The 21,690-nt window shown below is 71.9% G+C and carries 25 protein-coding genes; 15 read left to right on the forward strand and 10 right to left on the reverse strand.

Annotated elements, in window-relative coordinates:
* Positions 1 to 14: 14 nt before the first annotated feature.
* From V6R91_RS03435 to V6R91_RS03455, 5 genes are all read right to left on the reverse strand, one after another.
* Entirely contained in the window at positions 15 to 329 is a 315-nt protein-coding gene (locus tag V6R91_RS03435; protein ID WP_336394182.1) for a hypothetical protein, read from the reverse strand.
* Positions 326 to 1,486: an FAD-dependent oxidoreductase gene (locus V6R91_RS03440; RefSeq protein WP_336394183.1), complete on the reverse strand. Its 1,161-nt coding sequence runs from the start codon at positions 1,484 to 1,486 to the stop codon at positions 326 to 328. Before V6R91_RS03440 ends, V6R91_RS03435 begins: the two co-directional genes overlap by 4 nt.
* Positions 1,479 to 2,183 (reverse strand): methyltransferase domain-containing protein, encoded by a 705-nt coding sequence (locus V6R91_RS03445; protein WP_336394184.1) that lies wholly within the window; start codon positions 2,181 to 2,183, stop codon positions 1,479 to 1,481. Before V6R91_RS03445 ends, V6R91_RS03440 begins: the two co-directional genes overlap by 8 nt.
* 70 nt (positions 2,184 to 2,253) lie before the next feature.
* A complete protein-coding gene (locus V6R91_RS03450; RefSeq protein ID WP_336394185.1) occupies positions 2,254 to 3,414 on the reverse strand; it encodes a type III polyketide synthase in 1,161 nt (386 codons plus the stop codon).
* A 158-nt stretch (positions 3,415 to 3,572) separates the two neighbouring features.
* Positions 3,573 to 5,018 (reverse strand): MFS transporter, encoded by a 1,446-nt coding sequence (locus V6R91_RS03455; protein WP_336394186.1) that lies wholly within the window; start codon positions 5,016 to 5,018, stop codon positions 3,573 to 3,575.
* A 57-nt stretch (positions 5,019 to 5,075) separates the two neighbouring features.
* Between V6R91_RS03455 and V6R91_RS03460 the strand changes: the two genes are divergently transcribed.
* The 3 genes from V6R91_RS03460 (at position 5,076) to V6R91_RS03470 (ending at position 6,763) form a co-directional block, all read left to right on the forward strand.
* Positions 5,076 to 5,612 (forward strand): winged helix-turn-helix domain-containing protein, encoded by a 537-nt coding sequence (locus tag V6R91_RS03460; protein ID WP_336394187.1) that lies wholly within the window; start codon positions 5,076 to 5,078, stop codon positions 5,610 to 5,612.
* A gap of 91 nt (positions 5,613 to 5,703) precedes the next feature.
* Positions 5,704 to 6,171, forward strand: a complete 468-nt coding sequence (rraA, locus tag V6R91_RS03465; RefSeq protein WP_336394188.1) for a ribonuclease E activity regulator RraA — start codon at positions 5,704 to 5,706, stop codon at positions 6,169 to 6,171.
* A 100-nt stretch (positions 6,172 to 6,271) separates the two neighbouring features.
* Entirely contained in the window at positions 6,272 to 6,763 is a 492-nt protein-coding gene (locus V6R91_RS03470; protein WP_336394189.1) for a nucleoside deaminase, read from the forward strand.
* Between the two features lie 20 nt (positions 6,764 to 6,783).
* Here the strand turns inward: V6R91_RS03470 and xdhC are convergent, their stop codons facing one another.
* The 3 genes from xdhC to V6R91_RS03485 are packed head-to-tail and all read right to left on the reverse strand — an operon-like array spanning position 6,784 to position 11,502.
* Entirely contained in the window at positions 6,784 to 7,617 is an 834-nt protein-coding gene (xdhC, locus tag V6R91_RS03475) for a xanthine dehydrogenase accessory protein XdhC (protein WP_336394190.1), read from the reverse strand.
* A 4-nt stretch (positions 7,618 to 7,621) separates the two neighbouring features.
* Positions 7,622 to 10,078, reverse strand: a complete 2,457-nt coding sequence (gene xdhB, locus V6R91_RS03480) for a xanthine dehydrogenase molybdopterin binding subunit (protein WP_336394191.1) — start codon at positions 10,076 to 10,078, stop codon at positions 7,622 to 7,624.
* A complete protein-coding gene (locus tag V6R91_RS03485; protein ID WP_336394192.1) occupies positions 10,075 to 11,502 on the reverse strand; it encodes a xanthine dehydrogenase small subunit in 1,428 nt (475 codons plus the stop codon). The genes xdhB and V6R91_RS03485 overlap by 4 nt, the downstream gene beginning before the upstream one ends.
* Before the next feature lie 133 nt (positions 11,503 to 11,635).
* Here V6R91_RS03485 and V6R91_RS03490 point away from each other — a divergent pair, with 133 nt between their 5' ends.
* Positions 11,636 to 12,052 carry a VOC family protein gene (locus V6R91_RS03490; protein WP_336394193.1) on the forward strand — a complete coding sequence of 139 codons (417 nt, stop codon included), beginning with the start codon at positions 11,636 to 11,638 and terminating at the stop codon, positions 12,050 to 12,052.
* Between the two features lie 45 nt (positions 12,053 to 12,097).
* Here V6R91_RS03490 and V6R91_RS03495 read toward each other — a convergent pair whose 3' ends face one another.
* Both V6R91_RS03495 and V6R91_RS03500 read right to left on the reverse strand, forming a co-directional pair.
* Positions 12,098 to 13,465 carry a glucose-6-phosphate dehydrogenase gene (locus V6R91_RS03495; RefSeq protein WP_336394194.1) on the reverse strand — a complete coding sequence of 456 codons (1,368 nt, stop codon included), beginning with the start codon at positions 13,463 to 13,465 and terminating at the stop codon, positions 12,098 to 12,100.
* Positions 13,466 to 13,556: 91 nt separating this feature from the next.
* Positions 13,557 to 14,030 carry a hypothetical protein gene (locus tag V6R91_RS03500; RefSeq protein ID WP_336394195.1) on the reverse strand — a complete coding sequence of 158 codons (474 nt, stop codon included), beginning with the start codon at positions 14,028 to 14,030 and terminating at the stop codon, positions 13,557 to 13,559.
* 141 nt (positions 14,031 to 14,171) lie between these two features.
* Here V6R91_RS03500 and V6R91_RS03505 point away from each other — a divergent pair, with 141 nt between their 5' ends.
* From V6R91_RS03505 to V6R91_RS03555, 11 genes are all read left to right on the forward strand, one after another.
* Complete coding sequence (locus tag V6R91_RS03505) at positions 14,172 to 14,858, forward strand: trypsin-like serine protease (protein WP_336394196.1); 687 nt, start codon at positions 14,172 to 14,174, stop codon at positions 14,856 to 14,858.
* A 149-nt stretch (positions 14,859 to 15,007) separates the two neighbouring features.
* Complete coding sequence (locus tag V6R91_RS03510; protein WP_336394197.1) at positions 15,008 to 15,346, forward strand: ArsR/SmtB family transcription factor; 339 nt, start codon at positions 15,008 to 15,010, stop codon at positions 15,344 to 15,346.
* On the forward strand, positions 15,343 to 16,005 hold the full coding sequence (locus V6R91_RS03515; protein ID WP_336394198.1) for a cation diffusion facilitator family transporter: 663 nt from the start codon (positions 15,343 to 15,345) through the stop codon (positions 16,003 to 16,005). The genes V6R91_RS03510 and V6R91_RS03515 overlap by 4 nt, the downstream gene beginning before the upstream one ends.
* A gap of 104 nt (positions 16,006 to 16,109) precedes the next feature.
* A complete protein-coding gene (gene panD / locus V6R91_RS03520) occupies positions 16,110 to 16,496 on the forward strand; it encodes an aspartate 1-decarboxylase (protein ID WP_336394199.1) in 387 nt (128 codons plus the stop codon).
* A gap of 53 nt (positions 16,497 to 16,549) precedes the next feature.
* A complete protein-coding gene (locus V6R91_RS03525) occupies positions 16,550 to 17,053 on the forward strand; it encodes a hypothetical protein (RefSeq protein WP_336394200.1) in 504 nt (167 codons plus the stop codon).
* Positions 17,054 to 17,132: 79 nt separating this feature from the next.
* On the forward strand, positions 17,133 to 17,705 hold the full coding sequence (locus tag V6R91_RS03530; protein ID WP_336394201.1) for a YdeI/OmpD-associated family protein: 573 nt from the start codon (positions 17,133 to 17,135) through the stop codon (positions 17,703 to 17,705).
* A gap of 221 nt (positions 17,706 to 17,926) precedes the next feature.
* Complete coding sequence (locus tag V6R91_RS03535) at positions 17,927 to 19,504, forward strand: molybdopterin-dependent oxidoreductase (protein ID WP_336394202.1); 1,578 nt, start codon at positions 17,927 to 17,929, stop codon at positions 19,502 to 19,504.
* A 110-nt stretch (positions 19,505 to 19,614) separates the two neighbouring features.
* Positions 19,615 to 19,941, forward strand: a complete 327-nt coding sequence (locus V6R91_RS03540; protein WP_336394203.1) for a hypothetical protein — start codon at positions 19,615 to 19,617, stop codon at positions 19,939 to 19,941.
* Positions 19,938 to 20,540, forward strand: coding sequence for a DUF998 domain-containing protein (locus tag V6R91_RS03545; RefSeq protein ID WP_336394204.1), 603 nt, complete (start codon positions 19,938 to 19,940; stop codon positions 20,538 to 20,540). The genes V6R91_RS03540 and V6R91_RS03545 overlap by 4 nt, the downstream gene beginning before the upstream one ends.
* Positions 20,541 to 20,635: 95 nt before the next feature.
* Positions 20,636 to 20,833, forward strand: a complete 198-nt coding sequence (locus tag V6R91_RS03550; protein ID WP_336394205.1) for a hypothetical protein — start codon at positions 20,636 to 20,638, stop codon at positions 20,831 to 20,833.
* A 324-nt stretch (positions 20,834 to 21,157) separates the two neighbouring features.
* A complete protein-coding gene (locus tag V6R91_RS03555; RefSeq protein ID WP_336394206.1) occupies positions 21,158 to 21,652 on the forward strand; it encodes a hypothetical protein in 495 nt (164 codons plus the stop codon).
* The last annotated feature ends 38 nt before the right edge of the window (positions 21,653 to 21,690 follow it).

Here is a 21,690-nt window from a genome sequence, read left to right on the forward strand (position 1 = left end):
GGCCCGCGCCGGGACTAGGCGGGTCTGTTCGTCGGCGTGCGCATCCGGCCGGCGGTGAAGGGCAGCACCGGCGCCCGGTACACCACGGCCGGCGGGTCGTCCGGCTCGAGCGTGAACTCGGCCTGGCCGAAGCGCCAGAGCCGGTTGAAGAGGAAGACGCCGAGCGTCACGGTCCGGTCGGCGGGGACCTGCCACGTGCCGAGGCCCCACTGCGTCGGCTGACCGCGCCCGTCGATGACGAGCGTCGGCTTGACGCCGGCGTAGAGCGCGAACCAGGGCTTGTGCAGCGTCAGCTCGATGCGACGGGATGCCGCGTGGGCAGCGCTCATCCGCGGCTCCACCCTCGTTCGGCGTCCGCGTCGAAGCCCATGGCGTACGCGCGGGCGAAGAGCGGCGCCGACGGCGGCGCGAGCATCGCCCGCACCCCCGCCCGCCGCGCGGCGTCGGCGGCACGGAGCGGCCGGCCGAGCGCCGTGTTCATCGACGCGAGCGCCGCGGCCCGGCGGGCCGAGCGCAGGCGCCGCGTCTCCCAGCGCGCCAGTTCGACGTCGGGCGCCGAGCCGGTCGTCACCCACGAGGCGAGCAGCGGTGCCAGCGTCGCGGCGTCGAGCAGGCCGAGGTTCATGCCCTGGCCCCCGATCGGGCTGACCTCGTGCGCGGCGTCGCCGATCGAGAAGATGCGCCCGTTGCGCAGCCGGGGCGCCACGACCCGGCGCACGCCGAAGGCCGTCGCCGTCTGCACCGCGTCCGCCGCGGCGTGCTCGCCGCGGCGGGCGAGCGCGTCGCGCAGCCGCTGCGCCTGAGCGGCGGGGTCGTCGTCGGCGCGAGGGTCGTCCCACGCCACGAATCGTCTCGAGCCGCCCGGGAGGGGGAACGACTCCAGCACGCCGTCCCGGTCCAGGTGCACCACCGCGACGTCGGGGTCGGCGTGGTGGCCGGTGGCGGCATCCGTCATCAGATAGCGGTCGGGGTACTCGCGCCGCCGCACGGCGCCCGGCCGGTAGACGAGGTCGCGCCCGCCCGCTCCCGCCGCGACCACGACGAGCTTCGCCTCGAGCTCCACGGGGCGGCCGCCGATGCCCGCGCGCACCACCACGGCGTCCGCGCGCGGCAGCACCGCCATGACGTTCGCCCCCCGCAGCGGCTCCGGCGCGTCGGCCGCGAGCACGGCCTCGGTCGCGGCCTGGGGCAGCGTCGCCACGAAGGGGAAGCGGGTCGCAAGCCGGTCGAACCGCACCGTGCCGAGCAGCCGCCCGTTCGAGCGCGCCTCCCCGCGATGCACCCGGACCGCGTGCGCGAGCAGGCGATCCGTCACGCCCGAGGCCTCGAGGGTCGACAGCACGGGTGCATGGATGCCGATGGCCCGCGTTCCGTCCCCCGCGGCGGGGCGCCGCTCGAGCACCTCGACGTCGATGTCTCGCCGCCGCAGCGCGCCGGCGAGCAGCATGCCCACCGGCCCGGCCCCGACGACGACGACGTCAGCCATCGCCCTGCGCTGCGGCGACGAGTCGGAAGGGCACCGGGATCCGCACGGTCCATGCGCCGGGGTCGGCGTCGTCGAGGCGCGCCGCGAGCTCGCCGGGGGTGTAGCTGCGGCGGATGGAGCGCAGCCCGTCCGTGCGCAGGAACGTGCCCGCCTGGAACGGCGTGATCCCGACGGCGTACAGCCCGTAGGCGACGCGGGAGCGGGCGATGTCGCTGTGCAGCACGATCCCGCTCGACAGCGCGCGGGACTCGGCCGCGAACCGCTCGAGGTCACCGTTGAGATGATGCAGAACGTGGTTCGAGAGCACGGCGTCGAACGGATCGCCCTCGTCGACGAGGGTCGCGGCATCCGCGCATCGGAACGTCGCCCCGGGAATCGGCTCGCGCGACTCCGCGACCTCGTGCGCGCGGGCGTCAGGATCGACGCCGACCCACGACACGTCGAGGCCGTCGCTCCGCGCGGCGGACGCGAGCCGCGCGACGAGATCGCCGCCACCCGACCCGATGTCGAGCACGCGGGCGGGCCGCCCCAGTCCGGCGAGGTGCGGCCGCAGCATGGTGCGGTACACGGTGCCCCATCCCGAGATCAGCCGATTCACGGTCTCGAAGCGCTGCAGCGTCGCGCGCAGGCGCTCCGGGTCGCACGCGGGGTCGTCCATGATCTCGGCGAGCCGCTCGTCGCGGACGGCGAGACTCACGCCCGATCTCCCGCGCTCGCCGCAAACGCCACGCTCCCCGCAGCCCCCGAGCCCCCGGCGACGCCCGCCATCATGCCGTGGCCGCCATGGCGAGCGACCCCCGGTCGACCTCCAGGCCGGCGGGCCGCCGTCGCGTGAGCAGCGCCGACTCCACCGTCAGGCCGGGACCGAAGGCGAGCCCCGCGACCCGCGTCCCGTCGGCGAGGGCGTCGTCGCGCAGCAGCGCCGCCAGGATGAACAGGATCGTGGCGCTCGACATGTTGCCGTACTCGCGCAGCACGGTGCGCGAGGCGGCGAGGGCGTCGGGGGCGAGCTCCAGCCCCGCCTCGACCCGGTCGAGCACGCTGCGACCGCCGGGGTGCACCGCCCACGCCGCGGGCGGCTCGCCGTCGCCGACGAAGCGCGTCACCGCGCCGCGGATCTCCCGCCCGATGATGCGGGGCACCTCCGCCGAGAGCACCATCTCGAACCCGTTGTCGCCGATGGTCCAGACCATGTCGGTCTCGCCCTCGTCGGTCAGCGCCGTCCCGAATCGCTCGAGCTCCAGCCCGCCCGGACGCCCGATCTCCGCGTCTGCCGTGACGACAGCAGCGGCCGCGCCGTCGGCGAAGACGGATGCCGCGACGATCTGCTGCGGGTCCGACGACGCGCGCACGTGCAGGGAGCAGAGCTCCACGCACACCACCAGCACGACGGCGTCGGGCCGCGTGTGCGCGAGGGCGGTCGCGACCCGCAGCGCCGGGAGCGCCGCCGCGCACCCGATGAACCCGAGGTGGCAGCGCTCCACCGTCGTGGGCAGCCCGAGGTCGCGGACCAGCCGGTAGTCGGGGCCGGGGGCGAAGAACCCGGTGCACGAGACGGTGACGACGTGTGTGACGGCGGATGCCTCGATCCCGCTGTCGGCGAGCGCGGTACGCGCGGCCGCGGCCGTGAGTCCCGGTGCAAGGCGCGTGTAGAGGTCGTTGCGGGTGCCCGTCGTGGGGGAACGAAGCAGTCCGTCCGCGCCGAGGAAGGTGCGCTCGGCGGACTCGTCGAGGACGCCGGGCAGGGCCGCCAGCTCGTCGACGACGGTGTGACGGCGCTCGATGGCCGACGCGTCGAACACGGCCTGGATGCGCCGCCGCGTCAGCCGGTCCACGCCGTCCTGCGCGGCGAAGAGAGCGCGGACGTCGTCCTGCTGGATGCGGGTCGGAGGAACCGCCGTGCCGATCGAGACGATGCGGGCCGTCATGGAGCAACCTAAGCATGCCCGGACGCCGGAACGCATCGGATTGCCAGATCTTCGGACCTGGGATACGGATGCCGCGACCCGCCCCTGCAGGCGACGGCAGGGGCGGATGCCGCGACCCGCCCCTGCACGACGGGCCGCGGCATCCGGATCCTCCGCCGTCAGTCCTCGGCGCGGTCCGCCCGCTTCTCGAGAGGCGCGGTGTGCTCGGCGTGCGCGTCGGGCAGCTCCCGCATGCGCCAGAACGGGCCGATCGCCACGAACAGGCACGCCAGCAGCTGACCGGCGGCCGCGATCCACAGCGTCGGCACCGTGCCGATCCAGGTGCCGAGTGCGCCGGCCAGCAGTGCGGCGATGGGCATGACTCCCCACACGACGAACCGGATCGACGCGTTCATGCGGCCCAGCAGCCGCGGTGGGGTGATGCGCTGGCGGAACGTCACCTGCGTGATGTTGTACAGCAGGACCGTGAAGCTCATGATGAAGCCCTGCACCGCGAGGAACGGGAAGGCGAGCGCCGGAAAGAGCGACGCGACGGGCAGGAAGAAGGGCGCGACGCAGAACGCGATGGCGCTGACCGGGATCGCGCGGGCCTCACCCAGCCGGGCGACGATGCGCGGCGTGGCGATGGCGCCCACGACGCCGCCGATCGCGCCCACCGAGAAGACCAGCCCCAGCATCTCGGGCGTGAATCCGAGGTCCCGCAGCAGGAAGATCGGCAGAAGCGTGGTGGCGATCGTGCCGAAGAAGTTCCCCCCGCCGGTGGTGCCGACGATCCGTCGCAGCAGCGGGTTGCCGAACACCCACCGCAGGCCCTCGCCGATCTCGTGGACGAGCGGCTTGCGGTCCTCGGGGGCCCGCAGCTGCTCGTGGTCGCGGGTGAAGAGGAGCGCCACGAACGACACGAGGTAGGTCGCGACGGTCGCGAGGATCGCCAGTGGCGCCGTGAGAACGCCGATGAGCCAGCCGCCGATGCCGGGTCCGGCGATGTTGGCGAGCTCGTACGTCGACTGCAGCTTGCCGTTCGCCTCCGCGATCTGGTTCGAGCGCACCAGCGACGGGATGATGCTCTGGTACGAGACGTCGAAGAAGACGGTCGCGACGCCCATGACGAGGGCGACGACGATCATGTGCCAGATCTCGAGCACGCCGAGGATCGCCAGCACCGGCAGCGAGGCGAGGGCGACGGCGCGCAAGAGGTCGGCCCAGATCATGACGCGGCGCTTGCGCATGCGGTCGATCCAGGCGCCGGCGGGGAGGCCGACCACGAGGAAGGCTGCGACCTGCGCCGCGTTCAGCAGGCCGACCTCCCACTCGGTGGCGTTCAGCGCCAGCACGGCGAGGACGGGGACCGCGAGCTCGGTGATCTGGGCGCCGAACTGGCTGAAGGCCTGGCCGCCCCACAGTGTGAGGAAGTTGCGGTCCCGCCACAGCGAGCCCTTCGGCGCCGCGGCGCGCGCGGCGGCGGGGGCGGCGGCATCCTGATCCGCCTCCACCGCGCCCTCGGCGCTGGCGCGCGAGACGGGGGTGGACGCTTCGGCGCGAGCTTCGGCGCGCACGCCGTCGTCGATGTCGTCCGCCACCGCCGGCTCGTCTGATTGGGACATGTCAATCAGTTTGAGCGACTGATTGAGGGCTGTCAATCACTCTTGTACGCTGAGGGCATGGCGGACGCCGGCGAGGAGCGCATCGAGCTGCGCGCGGGGGATCCCGAGGCCGAGGCCCGCATGCGTGCGCTGAGCTCGCCGCTGCGATTGCGCGTGCTGCGACTGTGCGCGTTCGAGTCGCGCACCAACAAGGAGCTCGCCGGGCTGCTCGGCATGAACCCCGGCACGATGCTGCATCACGTGCGCACACTCGTGCAGACCGGATACCTCGCCGCCGAGCCCGAGCGCAGCGGCGCGCAGGGCGCCCGCGAGGTGCCGTACCGCGCGACCGGGCTGTCGTGGCGCACGTCGATGCCGGGCGGCTCGCCGGTGCTGATCGAGACGTTCCTGCAGCAGATCGAGGGCATCGATCCCGACGACCTCGACACCACCTGGCTCGGCCTCAAGCTCACCGCCGAGCACCGGGAGGAGTTCCAGCACCGGCTGTACGAGCTCGTCAACGAGTTCAAGGAGCGCGGTCCCGACCCCGACGGCGACACGTACTCGTTCTTCAGCACGCTGCACCCCGACGAGAATCCGCCCGCGGCCGGCTGAGGTCCGGCGCTTCTTGCGGCCGGCAGAAGGGTGCGGGAACTTCTGCCGATGACGGATGCCGCGCCGCGCGGCCGCGTCATAGCCTGAGCCCATGACCACCGCGACGGCCGACCTGTACGACGAGCGCGGCGACGAGCTGGACTCGCTCGCGCTGCAGCTGTGCGACCTGGGCGGTCGGGTGGCCTTCGACGGGCCGATCCGCACCGTGCGCTGCCACCGCGACAACGCGCTCGTGAAGTCGGTGCTCGCCACGCCCGGCGACGGCGCGGTGCTCGTCGTCGACGGGGGCGGCTCGCTCGATTCGGCGCTCGTCGGCGACCTCATCGCGGGCTCCGCCGTCGAGAACGGCTGGTCCGGCATCATCGTGCACGGCGCGGTCCGCGACCGTGCCGCGCTCGCGGCGCTCGACCTCGGCGTCAAGGCGCTCGGGTCGAATCCCCGCAAGAGCGCCAAGGCCGGCGCCGGCGAGGTGGATGTGCCGGTGGAGATCGCCGGCGTGGTGTTCTCGCCGGGCAGGCACGTCTGGGCCGACGCGGACGGCGTGCTCGTCGAGCGCTGACCCCGGCGCCACGCCGGGCACCGACCCCGACGAGCGCCGAGACGGGCGGGGTCGCGGCGCGGTGCGGTGCGCGCGGCGTCGCCCGCTCGTAGGGTGAAGCGTGTCCTCCTTCGACCGGGAACCGGCCCGTCACCTCGCCCGCGCCATCGAGATCGCGACCGAGAACGTCCGCAACGCGGGTGGGCCGTTCGGCGCCGTGGTCGTGTCGGCCGACGGCCGTGTGTTCGAGGGCGTCAACCGGGTGACCGCCGACCTCGACCCGTCCGCCCACGCCGAGGTCACGGCGATCCGGCGCGCCTGCCAGGGGCTCGGCACGTTCGACCTCAGCGGGGCGACGCTGTACGCGAGCTGCGAGCCCTGCCCGATGTGCCTCGGCGCGGCGCTGTGGGCGCGGGTGGACCGCGTGTACTTCGCCGCCGACCGCGAGGACGCGGCCGCCGCCGGGTTCGACGACGCCCGCTTCTACCAGTACTTCGACGGCGGCCCGGAGCACCGCGAGGCCATGCCGGTGGCATCCGTCGCCCTCCCCGACGAGCTCAGGGTCGCCCCCTTCACGGAGTGGCACCGCACCGCCACCCGCATCGAGTACTGAGCCCCGCCGCGAGAGCGGGCTCAGGGACCCGCGACGGGGGCGGTCTCCTCGATCAGCTGCAGCAGGCGCGCGGCGACGCTCACCGCGATCGTCGCGGGCTGCTTGCCGGCGACCTCGGCAAGGCCGATGGGGGTCACGACGCGGGCCAGCGCGGCGTCGTCGTGCCCGGCATCCGTCAATCGCGCGCGGAAGCGGGCCCACTTCGAACGCGAGCCGATGAGCCCGATCGAGCCGATGCCCTCGACGCGCAGGGCCTGATCGACGATCGCGAGGTCCTCGGCGTGATCGTGGGTCATGACGAGCACGTGCGTTCCGGCCGGCACCTCGGGCAGCACGGACTCGGGCACAGGGGCGTGGTGCACGAAGACGTGCGCGACGGCGTCGCCCAGCGGCCCCGGCGCGCCGTCCACGCCGAGCCGGGCGGGCTCCAGCATGGTGTCGCGGGAGTCGACCAGGTGCAGGTCGACGTGCTGGCGGGCGAGGATGCGCGCCAGCTCGAGGCCGACGTGGCCCAGTCCGAACACGGCGATGGAGGGGACGACCCGCACCGGTTCCAGCATCAGCGTGACCTCGCCTCCACAGCACTGCACCCCGTAGTCCGTCGTCGCCTTGTCGCTGAGCGTGAGCGTGAGCAGGTCGGGCTCGGCCGCGCCGGCTTCGAGCATCGCGCGCGCCCGCGACACGGCGGTCGCCTCGAGGTTGCCGCCGCCGACCGTGCCGAAGACCTCGGCGGGCGAGACGACCATCTTCGCGCCGCCGTTGCGCGGGGCGTGCCCGCGCACCATCGCCAGCGTCACGATGACGGCCGGCGTTCGCGCGGCACGCAGTGCCTGCACCGCGTCGAGCCAGTCCATGGCCTCAGCGGCCCGCCGTCAGCAGGCCGGTCTCGCTCGTGCCGGAGTCGTCGACGGATGCCGCCGCCGTGCGCGGCTTGCCTCCGTTGCCGTCGACCGATGCCTCCGCCTGACGCGGCTCCGCCCCGTTTCCTTCGGCGGCGCGCGCGGCCTCGACCGCCCAGAACACCGCCTCGGGTGTCGTCGGGGAGGCGAGCTCGACGCTGCGTCCCTGCGGGCCGAACGCCCCGACCGCCTGCCGGAGGGCCTCGCGGGCGCTGAAGGCGAGCAGGAGCGGCGGCTCACCGACGGCCTTCGAGCCGTACACGGCACCGTCCTCGCGGGCGTCGTCGAAGAGCCGCACGTGGAACTCCTCGGGCATCTCGGACAGGCTCGGCAGCTTGTAGGTGCTCGCCGACGGGGTCTGCAGGCGGCCGCGGGCGGGGCCGTCGCCGTCATCCCACCGCAGCTCCTCGAGCGTCAGCCAGCCGACGCCCTGCACGAAGCCGCCCTCGACCTGCCCGAGGTCGAGCCGCGGCGACAGCGAGTCGCCGGCGTCGTGCACGATGTCGACCCGCCGCAGCCGGTAGGCGCCGGTGAACCCGTCGACCTCGACCTCGGTGGCCGCGCAGCCGTAGGCGAAGTACTTGAAGGGCGACCCCTGCTGGCGGTCGGCGTCCCAGTGCAGGCCCTCGGTGCGGTAGTAGCCCGCGGCGAAGAGCTGCACGCGCTGCAGGTAGGCGGCGGCGACGACCTCCGCGAACGTCAGACGCGGCCCGGTGCCGCCGAGCGCGAAGACCTCGCCGCCCGAGAACCGCACGTCGCGCTCGTCGACGCCGAGCAGGCGCCCGGCGACGGTGGCGAGCCGGCCGCGGATCTCCTCGCACGCGATCTTGATCGCGCCGCCGTTGAGGTCGGCGCTCGACGACGCCGCCGTGGCGGAGGTGTTGGGCACCTTGTCGGTGCGGGTGGGTGCCAGCCGAACCTGGTGCAGCTCCACGCCGAGAGCGGTCGCGGCGACCTGCAGCATCTTCGTGTGCAGTCCCTGCCCCATCTCGGTGCCGCCGTGGTTGATGAGCACCGAGCCGTCGCGGTAGACGATGACGAGCGCGCCGGCCTGGTTGAAGGACGTGAAGGTGAACGAGATGCCGAACTTCACGGGGGTCATCGCCAGCCCGCGCTTGCGATCGGGGTGCGCGGCGTTGAACTGCGCGACCTCGCGCAGCCGGGCGTCGAGGTCGCTCTCGGCGCGGAGCTGGTTCCAGATGAGCGAGATGCGCTCGGCGTCCTTCACCGGCTGCCCGTAGTGCGTGGACTGCCCGGGGCGGTAGAAGTTCTTCTCGCGCAGCTCGAGCGGGTCGAGCCCCAGCACGGGAGCCGCGCGGCCCAGGATGTCTTCGATCAGGAACGAGCCCTGCGGCCCGCCGAACCCGCGGAACGCGGTGTTCGAGGGCTTGTTCGTCTTCGCCACGCGTCCGTGCACGCGCACGTTCGGGATCCAGTAGGCGTTGTCGACGTGGCACAGGGCGCGGCCGAGCACCGGCTCCGACAGGTCCAGGCTCCACCCGCCGTCCGACGTCAGCGTCGCCTCCAGCGCCTGCAGGCGGCCGTCGGCGTCGAAGCCGACGCGCCACGACATGTGGAACGGGTGCCGCTTGCCGGTCATCGTGATGTCCTGCGCGCGGGTGAGACGCAGCCGCACCGGGCGGCCGGTGAGCTTCGCCCCGAGCGCGGCGATCGCGGCGAACCCGTGCGGCTGCATCTCCTTGCCGCCGAACCCCCCGCCCATGCGCAGGCACTGCACCGTCACCTCGCTCGACGCGACGCCGAGCACGTGCGCCACGATCTCCTGCGTCTCGGACGGGTGCTGCGTCGACGATTCGACGAAGTACCGCCCGTCGGGCTCGCGCACCGCGAAGGCCGCGTGGGTCTCGAGCGAGAAGTGCTCCTGCCCGCCGCACTCGCTCACGCCCTCGAGCACGACGGCGGAGGAGGAGAGGGCGGATGCCGCGTCCCCGCGTTCGATCGTCAGCGCCTTGCCCTGAAACGACCCGGCCTGAATGGCCTCGGGCACCGTGATGAGCGACGGCAGCGGCTCGTACGAGACGACGACGGCGGCGGCGCCCAGCCGCGCCGCCTCCGGCGTCTCGCCGAGCACCCACGCCAGCGCGTGCCCGTGGAACATCGCCTCGGACGGGAAGAGCGGCTCGTCGTGCTTGACTCCGGCGTCGTTGACGCCCGGCACGTCGTCGGCGGTGAGCACGCGGACGACCCCCGGCACGGAGGCGGCCGGGCCGACGTCGAGCGTCACCCGGGCGTGCGCCGAGGTCGAGGCCACCGGCCACGCGGTGAGCACGCCGTGCGCGCGTGCCGCGAGGTCGTCGGTGTACACGGCGGCGCCGGTGACGTGCAGCGCGGCGCTCTCGTGCACGGCCGGCCGGCCGACCACGGGGTTCTCGGGGCGATCGGCGAGCCCGCTCATGCCGGCACCTCCGCCGGACCGGATGCGGCGCCCGCCTGCAGGGCGAGCAGCGCCGTGCCGAGCATCCGCGCGCGGTACGCCGCTCCGGCGCGGTGGTCGCTCATGGGCGTGCCCTCGCCCTCGAGCACGGCGGAGGCCGCCCGTGCCGTGTCGGCGTCCCACGGGCGTCCGATGAGCGCCCGCTCGGTGGCGTACGCGCGCAGCGGCGTGGCGGCGACGCCGCCCAGTCCGATGCGGGAGCGCGCGATGATCCCGTCCTCGAGGTCGAGCGCGACCGCGACCGCCACCGACGAGATGTCGTCGAAGCGCCGCTTCGAGACCTTGTGGAACGCGGTGATCGAGTGGCCGGACGCGGGGATGCGCACCTCGCGGATGAGCTCGCCCGGGCGCCGGACGGTGGTGCGGTAGCCCGTGAAGTAGTCCGCCAGGTCGACGGCGCGCTCGCCGCCGTCGGCGGACACGAGCACGACCTCGGCCCCGAGCGCGAGCAGCGCCGGGGCGGCGTCCCCGATGGGCGACGCGGTGCCCAGGTTGCCGCCGAGGGTGGCCCGATTGCGGATCAGCCGCGACGCGAACTGGGGGAGCAGCTGCCCGAGGAGCGGCACGCGCTCACCGAGGGAGCGCTCGATGTCGGACAGCGCAACGGCGGCGCCGATCCGGATGACGTCGTCGCCCACCTCGACGGCGCGCAGTTCGGCCAGTCGGTCGATGGCCACGACGATCGGCGCGCGGGCGCCGCGCAGGTTCACCTCGACGCCCCAGTCGGTGCATCCCGCCACCGGGACCGCGGTGGGCTCGTCGCGCAGGAGGACGAGCGCCTCGTCGAGGGACGCCGGCCGCACGAAGCGCGCGCCCGCCACCTCTTCATCGGTGGCGACGGCCTCGGGCGCAGGCGCGTCGAGCCGCTCCTGGAGCGGGTCGCCGGGCTGCGGCATCCCGAGCGCGAACGCGGCATCGCGGATCGGGCGGTAGCCGGTGCAGCGGCAGAGGTTGCCGCCGATGGCGTGCAGGTCGAACCCGTTCGGCCCGTGCTCGGCGGTGGCCTCCTGCGGCGCGCGGTCCGGCCGGTAGAACTCGGCGGCCATGCTGCACACGAAGCCGGGCGTGCAGTATCCGCACTGCGAGCCGCCGGCCGCCGCGAGCTCCTCCTGCACCGGATGCAGGTCGTCGGGCGAGCCGAGCCCCTCGGCGGTGACGACCTCTTGGCCGTCCAGCGCGAGGGCCGGCAGCAGGCACGCGTTCACTGGCGTCAAGGACGTGCCGCCGTCCGGCGTCGGGGTGGCCAGCAGCACCGCGCACGCGCCGCACTCGCCCTCGGCGCAGCCCTCCTTCGCGCCGGTCAGGCCGAGGCCGCGCAGCCAGTCCAGCGCGGAGGCGTGCGGGGGCGTGCCGGCGAGCGGCCGGGGCCGCCCGTTGACTGTCACTGCGGTGTCACTGTTCGTATGGATGCCCGGAGTCTACGCCGCGCGACTGTCGGCCGACGGTGAGCGACGCCCCTCTGGACACGCCCACGGGGCAAGAGGATCGTTGCCGTGGGACACACACTGGGAGGTTGGCATGTTCACACCCGATCGGCCGTTCTCGAGCTTCGCCGTACCCGACATCGGCGCAGCCGCGGCCTTCTATCGCGACACGCTCGGGCTGAACGTGACCGTCTACGAGGAGATGGGCGGCGGCTTCACGATCGCCCTCCCCGGCGGCGGCCACGTGTTCGTCTACCCGAAGGAGGACCACGAGCCGGCCGTCTTCACCATCCTCAACTTCGAGGTCGACGACGTTGACTCCGCCGTCGACGACCTCAACGCGCGAGGCGTGGTGACCAAGATCTACACCGATCCGGACTACGGCACCGACGAGAAGGGCATCTCGCGGGGCTTCGAGGGCGGTCCCGACATCGCGTGGTTCCGCGACCCGGCGGGCAACGTCATCGCGGTGGGCGAGATGGCGCCGCAGATGCTGGGCGGCGCGGGCTGACGGCTGCGAGAGACGGATGCCGCGGCCCGCGGCATCCGTCATCCGTCACGGCAGCACCGGCCAGCCTTCGGGGCCCAGCGACCCGGCGGGGTACTCCTCGAGCGGCACCTCGCCGGCGCGCCAGGCGGCCAGCACGGGATCGACGATGCGCCAGGACTCCTCGGCGGCGTCGCCGCGCACCGCGAGGGTGGCGTCGGCGTCGAGGATGCCCGACAGCACCTCGCCGTAGGCCTTGAGCGCGCCCTCGCCGAGGTCGGCCCCGATCGTGGCGCGCTCGAGCTCGAACGGGTCGTCGCCGCCGTTGACGTTGAGCTCGAGGTCCATGTGGTCGGGTCCCAGCGAGAAGCGCAGGACGGATCCTGGCGCCTGGCCGACGAGCCCTTCCGGCACGTGGTTGACCCGGCGGAACGTCACGACGACCTCGCCCTTCTTCTCGGGGAGCGCCTTGCCCGAGCGCAGCGTGAACGGCACGCCCCGCCACCGCTCGTTGCGCACCTCGCACACGAGCTCCGCGAGCGTCTCGGTCTGGCGTGCGGCGTCGACGCCGGGCTCGTCCGCATAGGACGGCAGCTGCCGCTCGCCGATGGCGCCGGCGGTGTAGCGCGCCCGCCGCGAGGCCGTCGCGGGATCGCCGCCCCACACGTGCGTCGCGCGCAGCACGGCCGAGGTGGCGTCGCGGAAGTCGCGCTCGTGCAGCGTCGCCGGCGGCTCCATCGCGAGGATCGCCATCACCTGCAGCAGGTGGCTCTGGATCATGTCGGCGAGGGCCCCGGCCCGGTCGTAGTAGCCGGCACGTCCCTCGAGCCCGAGCGTCTCGTCGTAGCGGATGACGACGGACTCGATGTGCTGCGCCGACCACACCGGTGCGAAGATGCGGTTGGCGAAGCGCACGCCGAGCAGGTTGAGCGTCGTCGACCGGCCGAGGAAGTGGTCGATGCGGAACACCTGCGCCTCGGGCACCAGGCGCTCCAGCGTCGCATTGAGCGCGCGGGCGGTCACCTCGTCGACGCCGAACGGCTTCTCGAGCGCGAGCACCGTCCCCTCGGGGATCTCGACGCCGACGAGCGCCTCGCACGCCGCCTTCGTGACGGCGGGCGGTACGGCGAAGTAGAGGGCGAGCCGGCCGTCGCGGTCGGACAGCAGGCGAGCGAGGTCGCCGGGGTCGGTGATATCGGCGCGCTGGTAGGTCGTCTCGGCGATCGCGTCGAATGCCGCCGCGAATCCAGCCGACTCGAACGAGCGCCGCACGGTCTCGCGCCAGTGCGCGTCGTCCCAGTCGTCGATGCCGGCGCCGCGCAGCCGGATGCGGCGGTGCGGCTCGAGGGTGAGCAGCTGGCCGAGCGCCGGCAGCAGCAGTCGTGAGGTGAGGTCGCCCGAGGCGCCGAGGATCAGAAGCGTGGTCTCCGCCGACATGCGCCCACGTTAGCCAGCGACCGCTGCGCCGGGGGAGGGGCTGGCGGGTGCGCGGCTCCTATGCAACGGTGCGCGGCGGTCGTAGCGGACGTCAGCCGGCCCCGCGCCAGTCGCCCATATCCAGCCGGGGGCGGTGATGCACCCTGCCGGCATCGACGGGCGCGGTCTCGTGGCCGCCCAGTGCGTGCACCCAGGGCGGCTGATGGTCCATGTTCACCGAACCCGCGCCCGTCGTGAAGTAGGCGGCGACCGGAGGACTCGCCACGAACGCGGCCGCGAAGACGGCGGCACTGGGGATGCGCACCAGGGCATCGCGCGACATGAGGTCGCGCATGAATGAGGCGAACGCGAGCGGATCGTCGGATGGCGGCGTCTCCGCTCCCGGCGGCAGCTGCGACAGCAGCTGCCCGAGGATGTCCTCGCGCTGCGCGGCCGGGAACCCGGCGAAGGCGGCCGCGTAGGCCTTGTCGGCGACGCTCGCGGGGACGTTCCCGAGCACGTAGGCGTAGCGCCCGATCTGCTCATCGTCGCTGAGGACGGGCTGTTTCTCGTGTCGCCATCTCATGACTCTCGGCTCCCGAGCGCCAGCGTACGCCGGACGCGACATTTCGTCGATGTCGGCGGGGCCGGTGCCGGCACCGCACCGGCCTCGGCGATCACCTTCGGCGATGAGGACGGTGACCTGCACCCCAATGTCGGCGTCGTCGTGATCGACCGGAGCGCCGGAAGCCCAGGACCCGACATCACGTGCTCGGGCACCTTGATCGCCGAGTTCGTCTTCCTGACGGTCGCCCACTGCGTCGACGTGCTCGAAAGCGTCGGCCAGCCCTACTACGTCTCGTTCGAGTCGACGTATGACGAGGATGCGGCGGCACTGGCCGGGCTCATCTCGGGAACCGCGATCCAGCATCCGCTGTGGGGTTCGGGCCGGCAGGACGACACCCACGACATCGCCGTGGTGCTGCTCGACAGCGCACCACCTGGTGTCGTCCCCGCAGAGCTGCCGACCGCGGGCCTCCTCGACCAGCTCAACGCCAGCGGCGAGCTTCGTGACAGCACGTTCACCACCGTCGGCTACGGCGCCGTGCGCACCGACAAGACCGGCGGGCCGAACTCCGTAGAAGGCCGCGACGGCGTGCGTCGCTACGCGCTGCAGAGCTTCCAGTCGCTGAGGCCGAACTCCCTCGAGCTGTCGCAGAATCCCTCGACCGGCGACGGCGGCACCTGTTTCGGTGATTCGGGCGGGCCGCATTTCCTGGGCGGCGTCGACAGCAACCTCGTGGTCTCGACCACGGTGCGCACCGACCGCTGGTGTCGGGCCACCAGCCAGACCTACCGGCTGGACACCGAGTCAGCCCGCGACTTCCTGGGTCAATACGTGACCCTTCCCTGACCGCGGGATCACCAGGCGTACGCCTCCGGGGCGATGCCGGGGCCGGGCCAGAGGGTGTCGAGCCGCTCGAGGACCTCGCTGGTGCGGCGACTGCGGACGCCGACGATTCACGGCTGCCTTAATTCACGAGGGCCTGTATCGTTGGCGCCGTGCCCGTTCTCACCGCCACGCTCACCCACACCGCCGCGCTCGCCAGGCTCGGGTCGGCGCTTTCCGACCCGACGCGAGTGGGCATCCTGCTGGCGCTGCGAGACTCCCCGGCATACCCGTCGGATCTGGCGGATGCGCTCGGGGTGTCGAGGCAGGTGATGTCGAACCAGCTCGCCTGTCTGCGCGGCTGCGGTCTCGTACAAGCCTCGCCGGATGGCCGGCGCACCGAGTACCGGCTGGCCGACCCGCACCTGGCGCCGGCGTTGAGCGAGCTGCTTCAGGTGGTCCTGGTCGTCGAGCCCGACTGCTGCGACGGGGAAGGGTGCTCCTGCGCATGAGCGCGACTGCCCTGAGCGCCGACCGTCGACGTGTGCTGCAGCGACGGGTTCGCTGGATCGTCGCGGCAACCATCTCCTACAACGTCGTCGAAGCGATCGTCGCCATCACCGCCGGCAGCCTCGCGTCGTCCGGCGCGCTGATCGCGTTCGGGCTGGACTCGACGATCGAGGTGCTCTCCGCGGCGGCGGTCGCGTGGCAGTTCACTCGCCGGGATCCGGAGCGCTGGGAGACGCCCACGCTCCGTGTCATCGCCGTCGCGTTCTTCGCCCTCGCCGCCTACGTCATCGCGATGTCGCTGCTGGCGCTGCTGAGTCGGGCCGAAGCGGAGCACAGCACGCTCGGGATCATGATCACCGCTCTCAGTATCGTCGTCATGCCGTTCCTGTCTCTCGCTGAACGTCGCGCGGGGCGCGAGCTCGGCTCCGCCACCGCGGTCGCCGACTCCAAGCAGACGCTGATCTGCGCCTACCTGTCCGCCGCCGTCCTGATCGGGTTGCTGCTCAACAGTCTCTTCGGCTGGTGGTGGGCCGACGCGCTCGCAGGCCTGGTCATCGCCGGCTTCGCCATCCGCGAGGGCGTCGAGGCTTGGGGCGGCGACGCCTGCGCTGCCTCCGTGGGCATGATCCTCGAGGGCGACGACGCCGAGCACCGCGCGTGACAGGTCGGCTCCGCGACGCAGCACGTTACGGTCGCGGCGAGCGGACGCCGCGGCGACGACTATTCTTAGATCCAGTCCATCAAACCACCGAACGGGTCGCGCACGTGCTTCGAACCGTGCTCAAGTCCAAGCTGCATCGCGCGACCGTGACGGGCAGCGATCTCAACTACGTGGGGTCGATCACGATCGACGCCGACCTTCTCGCGCTCGCTGACATCCTCGAGAACGAGCAGGTTCACGTGGTCGACGTGAACAACGGTGCGCGGTTCGAGACCTACACGATCGCGGGGGAGCGCGGTTCCGGAGTCATGCAGATCAACGGGGCAGCTGCGCGCCTGGTCCACACGGGCGACGTCGTGATCGTGATGTCGTACGCCCAGTACGAGCGCGACGAGCTGCTGCGCCACCGGCCTATCGTGATCGAACTCGGTGAGACCGATCCGTCAGCCGCTCCCAACACCACCGTTCGGGTGCTGACACACGCCGGATGACACGACCGCTGCGACGCTTCGCGCGGCATCCGCGGGCCCGTAGGCTCGCCACGATGACTACCGACACGCGCGAAATTGCAGCCAACGCGATCGTGTGGGCGCGAGCCCGCCTTGGCGACACGGACTACGCCACTCGTTGCCTTGCGTTCGTCGAAGACGCGATCGAACGCTCCAACGGCATCGAGATCTTCGGCGGAGACTGCGCCGCGGAGTCCGCTCGACTGTACGGCTCTGCCGAGAACTCGGGTGTGCCCCCGCTGGGGGCGCTGGTCTTCTACGACGGCGTCGGAGACATCATGGGCACACGCCGGAACTGGGGTCACGTCGGCCTCAGCCTCGGCAACGGTCTCGTGATCCACGCATGGGATCGCGTCCGAATCGATGACCACCGCGCCATCGCAGCGCTGAGCCCGGCGGCGGGGTGGGAGCCGCTTTCGGCCGCGGGGTGGACGCCCTTGGGCAGGGTGCTCGAGAACAGCACGCCGAAGTCCTATGGCGCTGAGGATCCCGCTGACGTCGCCGCGCAGATGCAGACCGCCCGTTTCTCACAGCACTGAGGCCGAACCGTTCGCGGACTCGAGCAAGAGCTCGCCCTGCCCCGGTTGTCGTGTCGGTGCCCGGAGTTATCCTCCCGTCATGGCCGACCGCGTGACCAAACCCGTGCTGCACGTCGACACGGTCGCGGACTGGGAGGCGTGGCTCGACTCGGACCCCGACCCGACAGGGGTCCGGCTGCGACTGCGGAAGAAGGCGTCGACCCAGCCCGGCATCACGTATGCCGAGGCGCTCGATGTGGCGCTGTGCTTCGGGTGGATCGATGGCCAGACGCAATCCCTCGATGCCGACTACTACCTGCACACCTTCACGCCACGGCGGCCGCGGAGCATCTGGTCGAAGGTCAACATCGGTCACGTGACCCGGCTGATCGAGGAGGGTCGGATGCGGCCGCAAGGCCAACACGAGATCGACCGCGCGAAGGCGGACGGGCGTTGGGACAGCGCGTATCGGCAGAGTGATGGCGACCTTCCCGTGGAGTTGCAGGAGGCCTTGGACGCGGATCCCAGGATCGCCGAGGCGTTCGCGAGTCAGTCCGCGCAGAACCGGTTCGCGATGGCGTTCCGCGTGGCCAATCTCAAGCGGCCGGCGTCGCGAGCCGCACGCGTCGCCGAGTACGTCGAGATGCTCAAGCGGGGCGAATCCATCCACTGACGACCGCCCGGAGTGCGCTGCCGCACGCCGCGGACGACCGCCTATCGTGGGCGCGATCCGATCAATACGATGGGCGGGGGAGCGGCGCGGGATCCTCCACCCGGCGACGTCGAGCGAGCGCCTCGACGGATCGGAACGATAGCTCGAGGAGGTGGTCCGGCACTTCTCCGATCCGATCGGCGCCCGCCTCCGAATCACTCAGCGAGCGGGTGATCGGGGGCATGGTGGCAAGACGGGGTGGACGCAGCGCATTCGTCGTCTTCGCCGCGGTCGCGGGAGTGATCAGCGGGCTGGTGTTCCTTGCGGCTGCGGAGCTGGCGGCATTGCTGGTGGCCCGGGAGGCGAGTCCGGTGCTGGCGGTCGGGTCGTTCGTCATCGACGTCATTCCGCAATCCCTCAAGGAGCTCGCGATCTCGACGTTCGGGGAGTACGACAAGATCGCGCTGCTGGTCGGGCTCGGTCTGGCGGTGGTGATCGCGTCGGCGGTAGCGGGCGTCCTGCAATTCCTGCGGCCGCCGCTGGGGGTCATCGCGCTCGCCGTCGCGGGAGCGCTGTCGGTCGCGGCGATCGTGACGCGCGCCGGAGCCACACCCCTCGCGTTCGTCCCGCCCGTGATCGGGGCGCTGGCAGGATCCGTGGCGCTCTCCCTCCTCTGCCGCCGACTCCGAGCCTGGCAGCGCTCCGTTGTCACGCCGGCGGGGGCCGACTCCAGCGATGACAGTGCGCCGGCGATCGACCGACGACGGTTCTTCGTGCTCGCGGGCATCGCCGGGGTGTCCGCGGTGGTGGTCGGCATCACGGCGCGGGCGGTGACCGTGGCGACGTCATCCGTCGAGGCCATTCGCCAGCGCTTGCGCCTGCCTGCGCCCCGGTCGTCGGTGACGATCCCCGACGGAGCGGAACTCGACGTCCCAGGCATCACACCGTTGTTCACTCCCAATGCCGACTTCTACCGGGTGGACACCGCGCTCACGGTGCCGACGGTCGACCCGGCCGCTTGGCGGCTCGTGATCGACGGCATGGTGGACCAGCGCGTCGAGCTCACCTTCGACGAGCTCTTGGCGATGGGGCTCGACGAGTACGCGATCACGCTGACCTGCGTGTCCAACGTCGTCGGGGGCGACCTCGTCGGCAACGCGATGTGGCTCGGTGTGCCGATCCGCGATGTCCTGCGACTCGCGGGCCCGCAGGCCGACGCCGACATGGTGCTGTCTCGCAGCGTCGACGGCTACACCGCCAGCACCCCGCTGTCGGCGCTCACCGATGACGGACTGGACGCCATCCTCGCCGTCGGCATGAACGGTGAGCCGCTCCCGCCCGAACACGGGTTTCCCGTCCGCATGGTCGTGCCGGGCCTGTACGGCTATGTGTCGGCCACGAAGTGGGTGACCGAGCTCACGGTCACCACGTTCGAGCGGGACGAGGCGTACTGGACGCCACGCGGCTACAGCGCTCAGGCGCCCATCAAGTTCTCGTCGCGCATCGACACCCCGAAGATCGGCAAGACCGTCTCGGCAGGCCGCATCCCCATCGCGGGCGTGGCATGGGCGCAGTCGGTCGGCGTCGAGGCCGTCGAGGTGCGCATCGACGACGGCGAGTGGCAGCGCGCGACCCTGTCGACACCGATCAACACCGACACCTGGGTGCAATGGGTCATGGAGTGGGATGCCGCACCCGGCACCCACTACGTCTCTGTGCGTGCGATCAACAAGAACGGCGAGCTGCAGCTGGAAGAGCCTGCACCCATCGCGCCCAACGGATCCTCCGGCTGGCAGCGATCCCTGATCGCCGTGTCATGAGGCCGCGTCCACCTCTCGCGATCGGATCAGGCCGCCACCGTCGACACGACTGAGAGCGCGGCGCTATGGTTCCCCCTGTGGAGAAGGCAGCGACGAGTGATCGGTTGACGATGCCCGGCGCTGTCGCGCTCGCGCTGTCGACCGGCGCAATGCTCTCGCTCTGGGCCTACCACTCGCTGTGGGTTCGGAATGCCGGAACTCCGGCCGCGCTGGACGCGACCGAGAACCTCGCCGTCCTCGCGTGGCTCGTCGGTTGGCTGCTGGTGACCTGCGCAGCCGGTGCAGCCGTGGTGCTCCTCGTCGCCGTGACCCGGCGGCTCGCCGCCCGGGTGCTTCCGCTGATCGACATCGTCGCGTTCGGGGCGGCGACAGTGCTCATCGTGGCTGCGGTCTCGCTCGCCCCTCTCTGGGGCACGGCATTCGCCGTTACCCAGTGAGCGCCGCTGACATCGCCGCCGTGACGGCGATGGTCGCCGGCGGGATCACGGTGGGGCTGATCGCGATCCTTCACGTGCTCGAGCCCGAGTACGACCCGTCTTGGCGGATGATCAGCGAGTACTCCCTCGGGCGATACGGGTGGGTCATGCGCCTTGCCTTCGTCGGGATGGCCATCGGCCTGGCAGCGGCGTGCGTCGCCTTGTGGCCGTTCGGTGGCGTGTTGACCGTCGGCCTCGCCGCTGTCGCACTCGGCGCACTCGGTGCCGCGTTCATCGACGCTGATCCGATCATGACTCCGCGAGCCGGTGCCACAGCCGCGGGCAGGGTGCACACGGTGCTCGGCGCAGTGTTGCTCGCGGGCTTCCCGCCTGCTGCGCTGCTGGCAGGGGTCGCGGTGGCGCCGGAGCTCGGCTGGACGCTGGCGGTCGCATCCGTTGTTCCGTTGGCCGGCCTCGTGTGGTTCCTCATCGCCTTTGCCCCCGCGGGCGGGCAGGGCGGCTCGCCAGAGATCCGCATCGGATGGCCCGACAGATTCTGCCTCCTCGCCTACCTGGCATGGGTGGTGCTTGCCGCGATCGGTGTCCTGTCCGTCATGTGATGCGACCGCAAGGCGCAGCGAGTCCGCCAGGCCTGGGCTCCTGAACGCAACGGAATCGAATCTGAACCCCCGCGTGCGGCCGATAAGGTGTCCGCGTGGAAGGGGAATCGGAGTTCCCGGTGTCGCTCGGGAAGGTCGCACGGCGTGCGCTCGCCGTACACGGGATCACTCGATTCGATCAACTCACTTCGTTCACCGCGTCCGACCTGCTCGAGATCCATGGTGTCGGCCCGAAGGCCGTGCGGATCCTCGCGGAGGAGCTCGACGCGCGCGGGCTGCGCTTCGCGACATAGCAGTGTCCGTTCCGAGAATGGCTGTGAGGGATCCGCAGTCGACTACTTCGGCCGCGCACCGCCGCCAGCCCGATCGTTCGCCACCCATGAGCCCGCTGCCTTCGGCCCTGTGGACTCCCTCGCCTGAAGGGTGAAGTCGACCAGCACGCGTCGCGGGGCGGGGTGCTCGGTGGAGGTCCGCGCGGACCGAACCGGCAAGGCCGGAAGGATGCCGTCGTCAGAGTTAGCATCCGTCCGCGCCGCTGGCAACCCCACCTCGATTTCGTGCTCGGTCACGGGTCGCGCTAATACGATTGCGCGACCGCTCGACAAAGGGAGACGAGAATGACCGACACCCAGGGAAACTCCGAAGCCACACAGGCGGCGAAAGAAGCCGCCGAGCGGGCGAGCATGTCGGTCGCCGACGGGGCAGAATCCTCCGGCGCCACGGCGGAGCAGATCGCTGACGAGGTCTCGGCTGGCGCGCAAGCCACGAAGAGCAATGTCGCAGGAACCGTGAGCGACATCGCAGACTCGGTGAGCGAGAGGGTCGGGGACGTCGTCGATGGAGCCAAGAGCGCTGCGTCCGAGGCAAGGGCCGCGGCCGGAAAAGCCGCTGACGCCGCCGTCGATGCCGCGAAGGCCGCAACCGCGAGTCTCAAGGATGTAGCCGACAACGTCGATTTCGACAGCCTTGTCGCCCAGACCAAGACGGTCGCGGGGGAGTGGACAGACAAGCTGAAGCAGACATATCGCGAGCGTCCCGGCGTGGTGATCGCCGCAGCCGCGGGCGCCGTGGTGGTGCTGGCTTCGATCGTGCGTACGGTCGGTCGTCGCTGACACTCCCGCTTGCCTGCTCCAGCCGCAGCGGGTTGTGG

It is taken from the genome of Microbacterium sp. CCNWLW41, assembly GCF_037083505.1.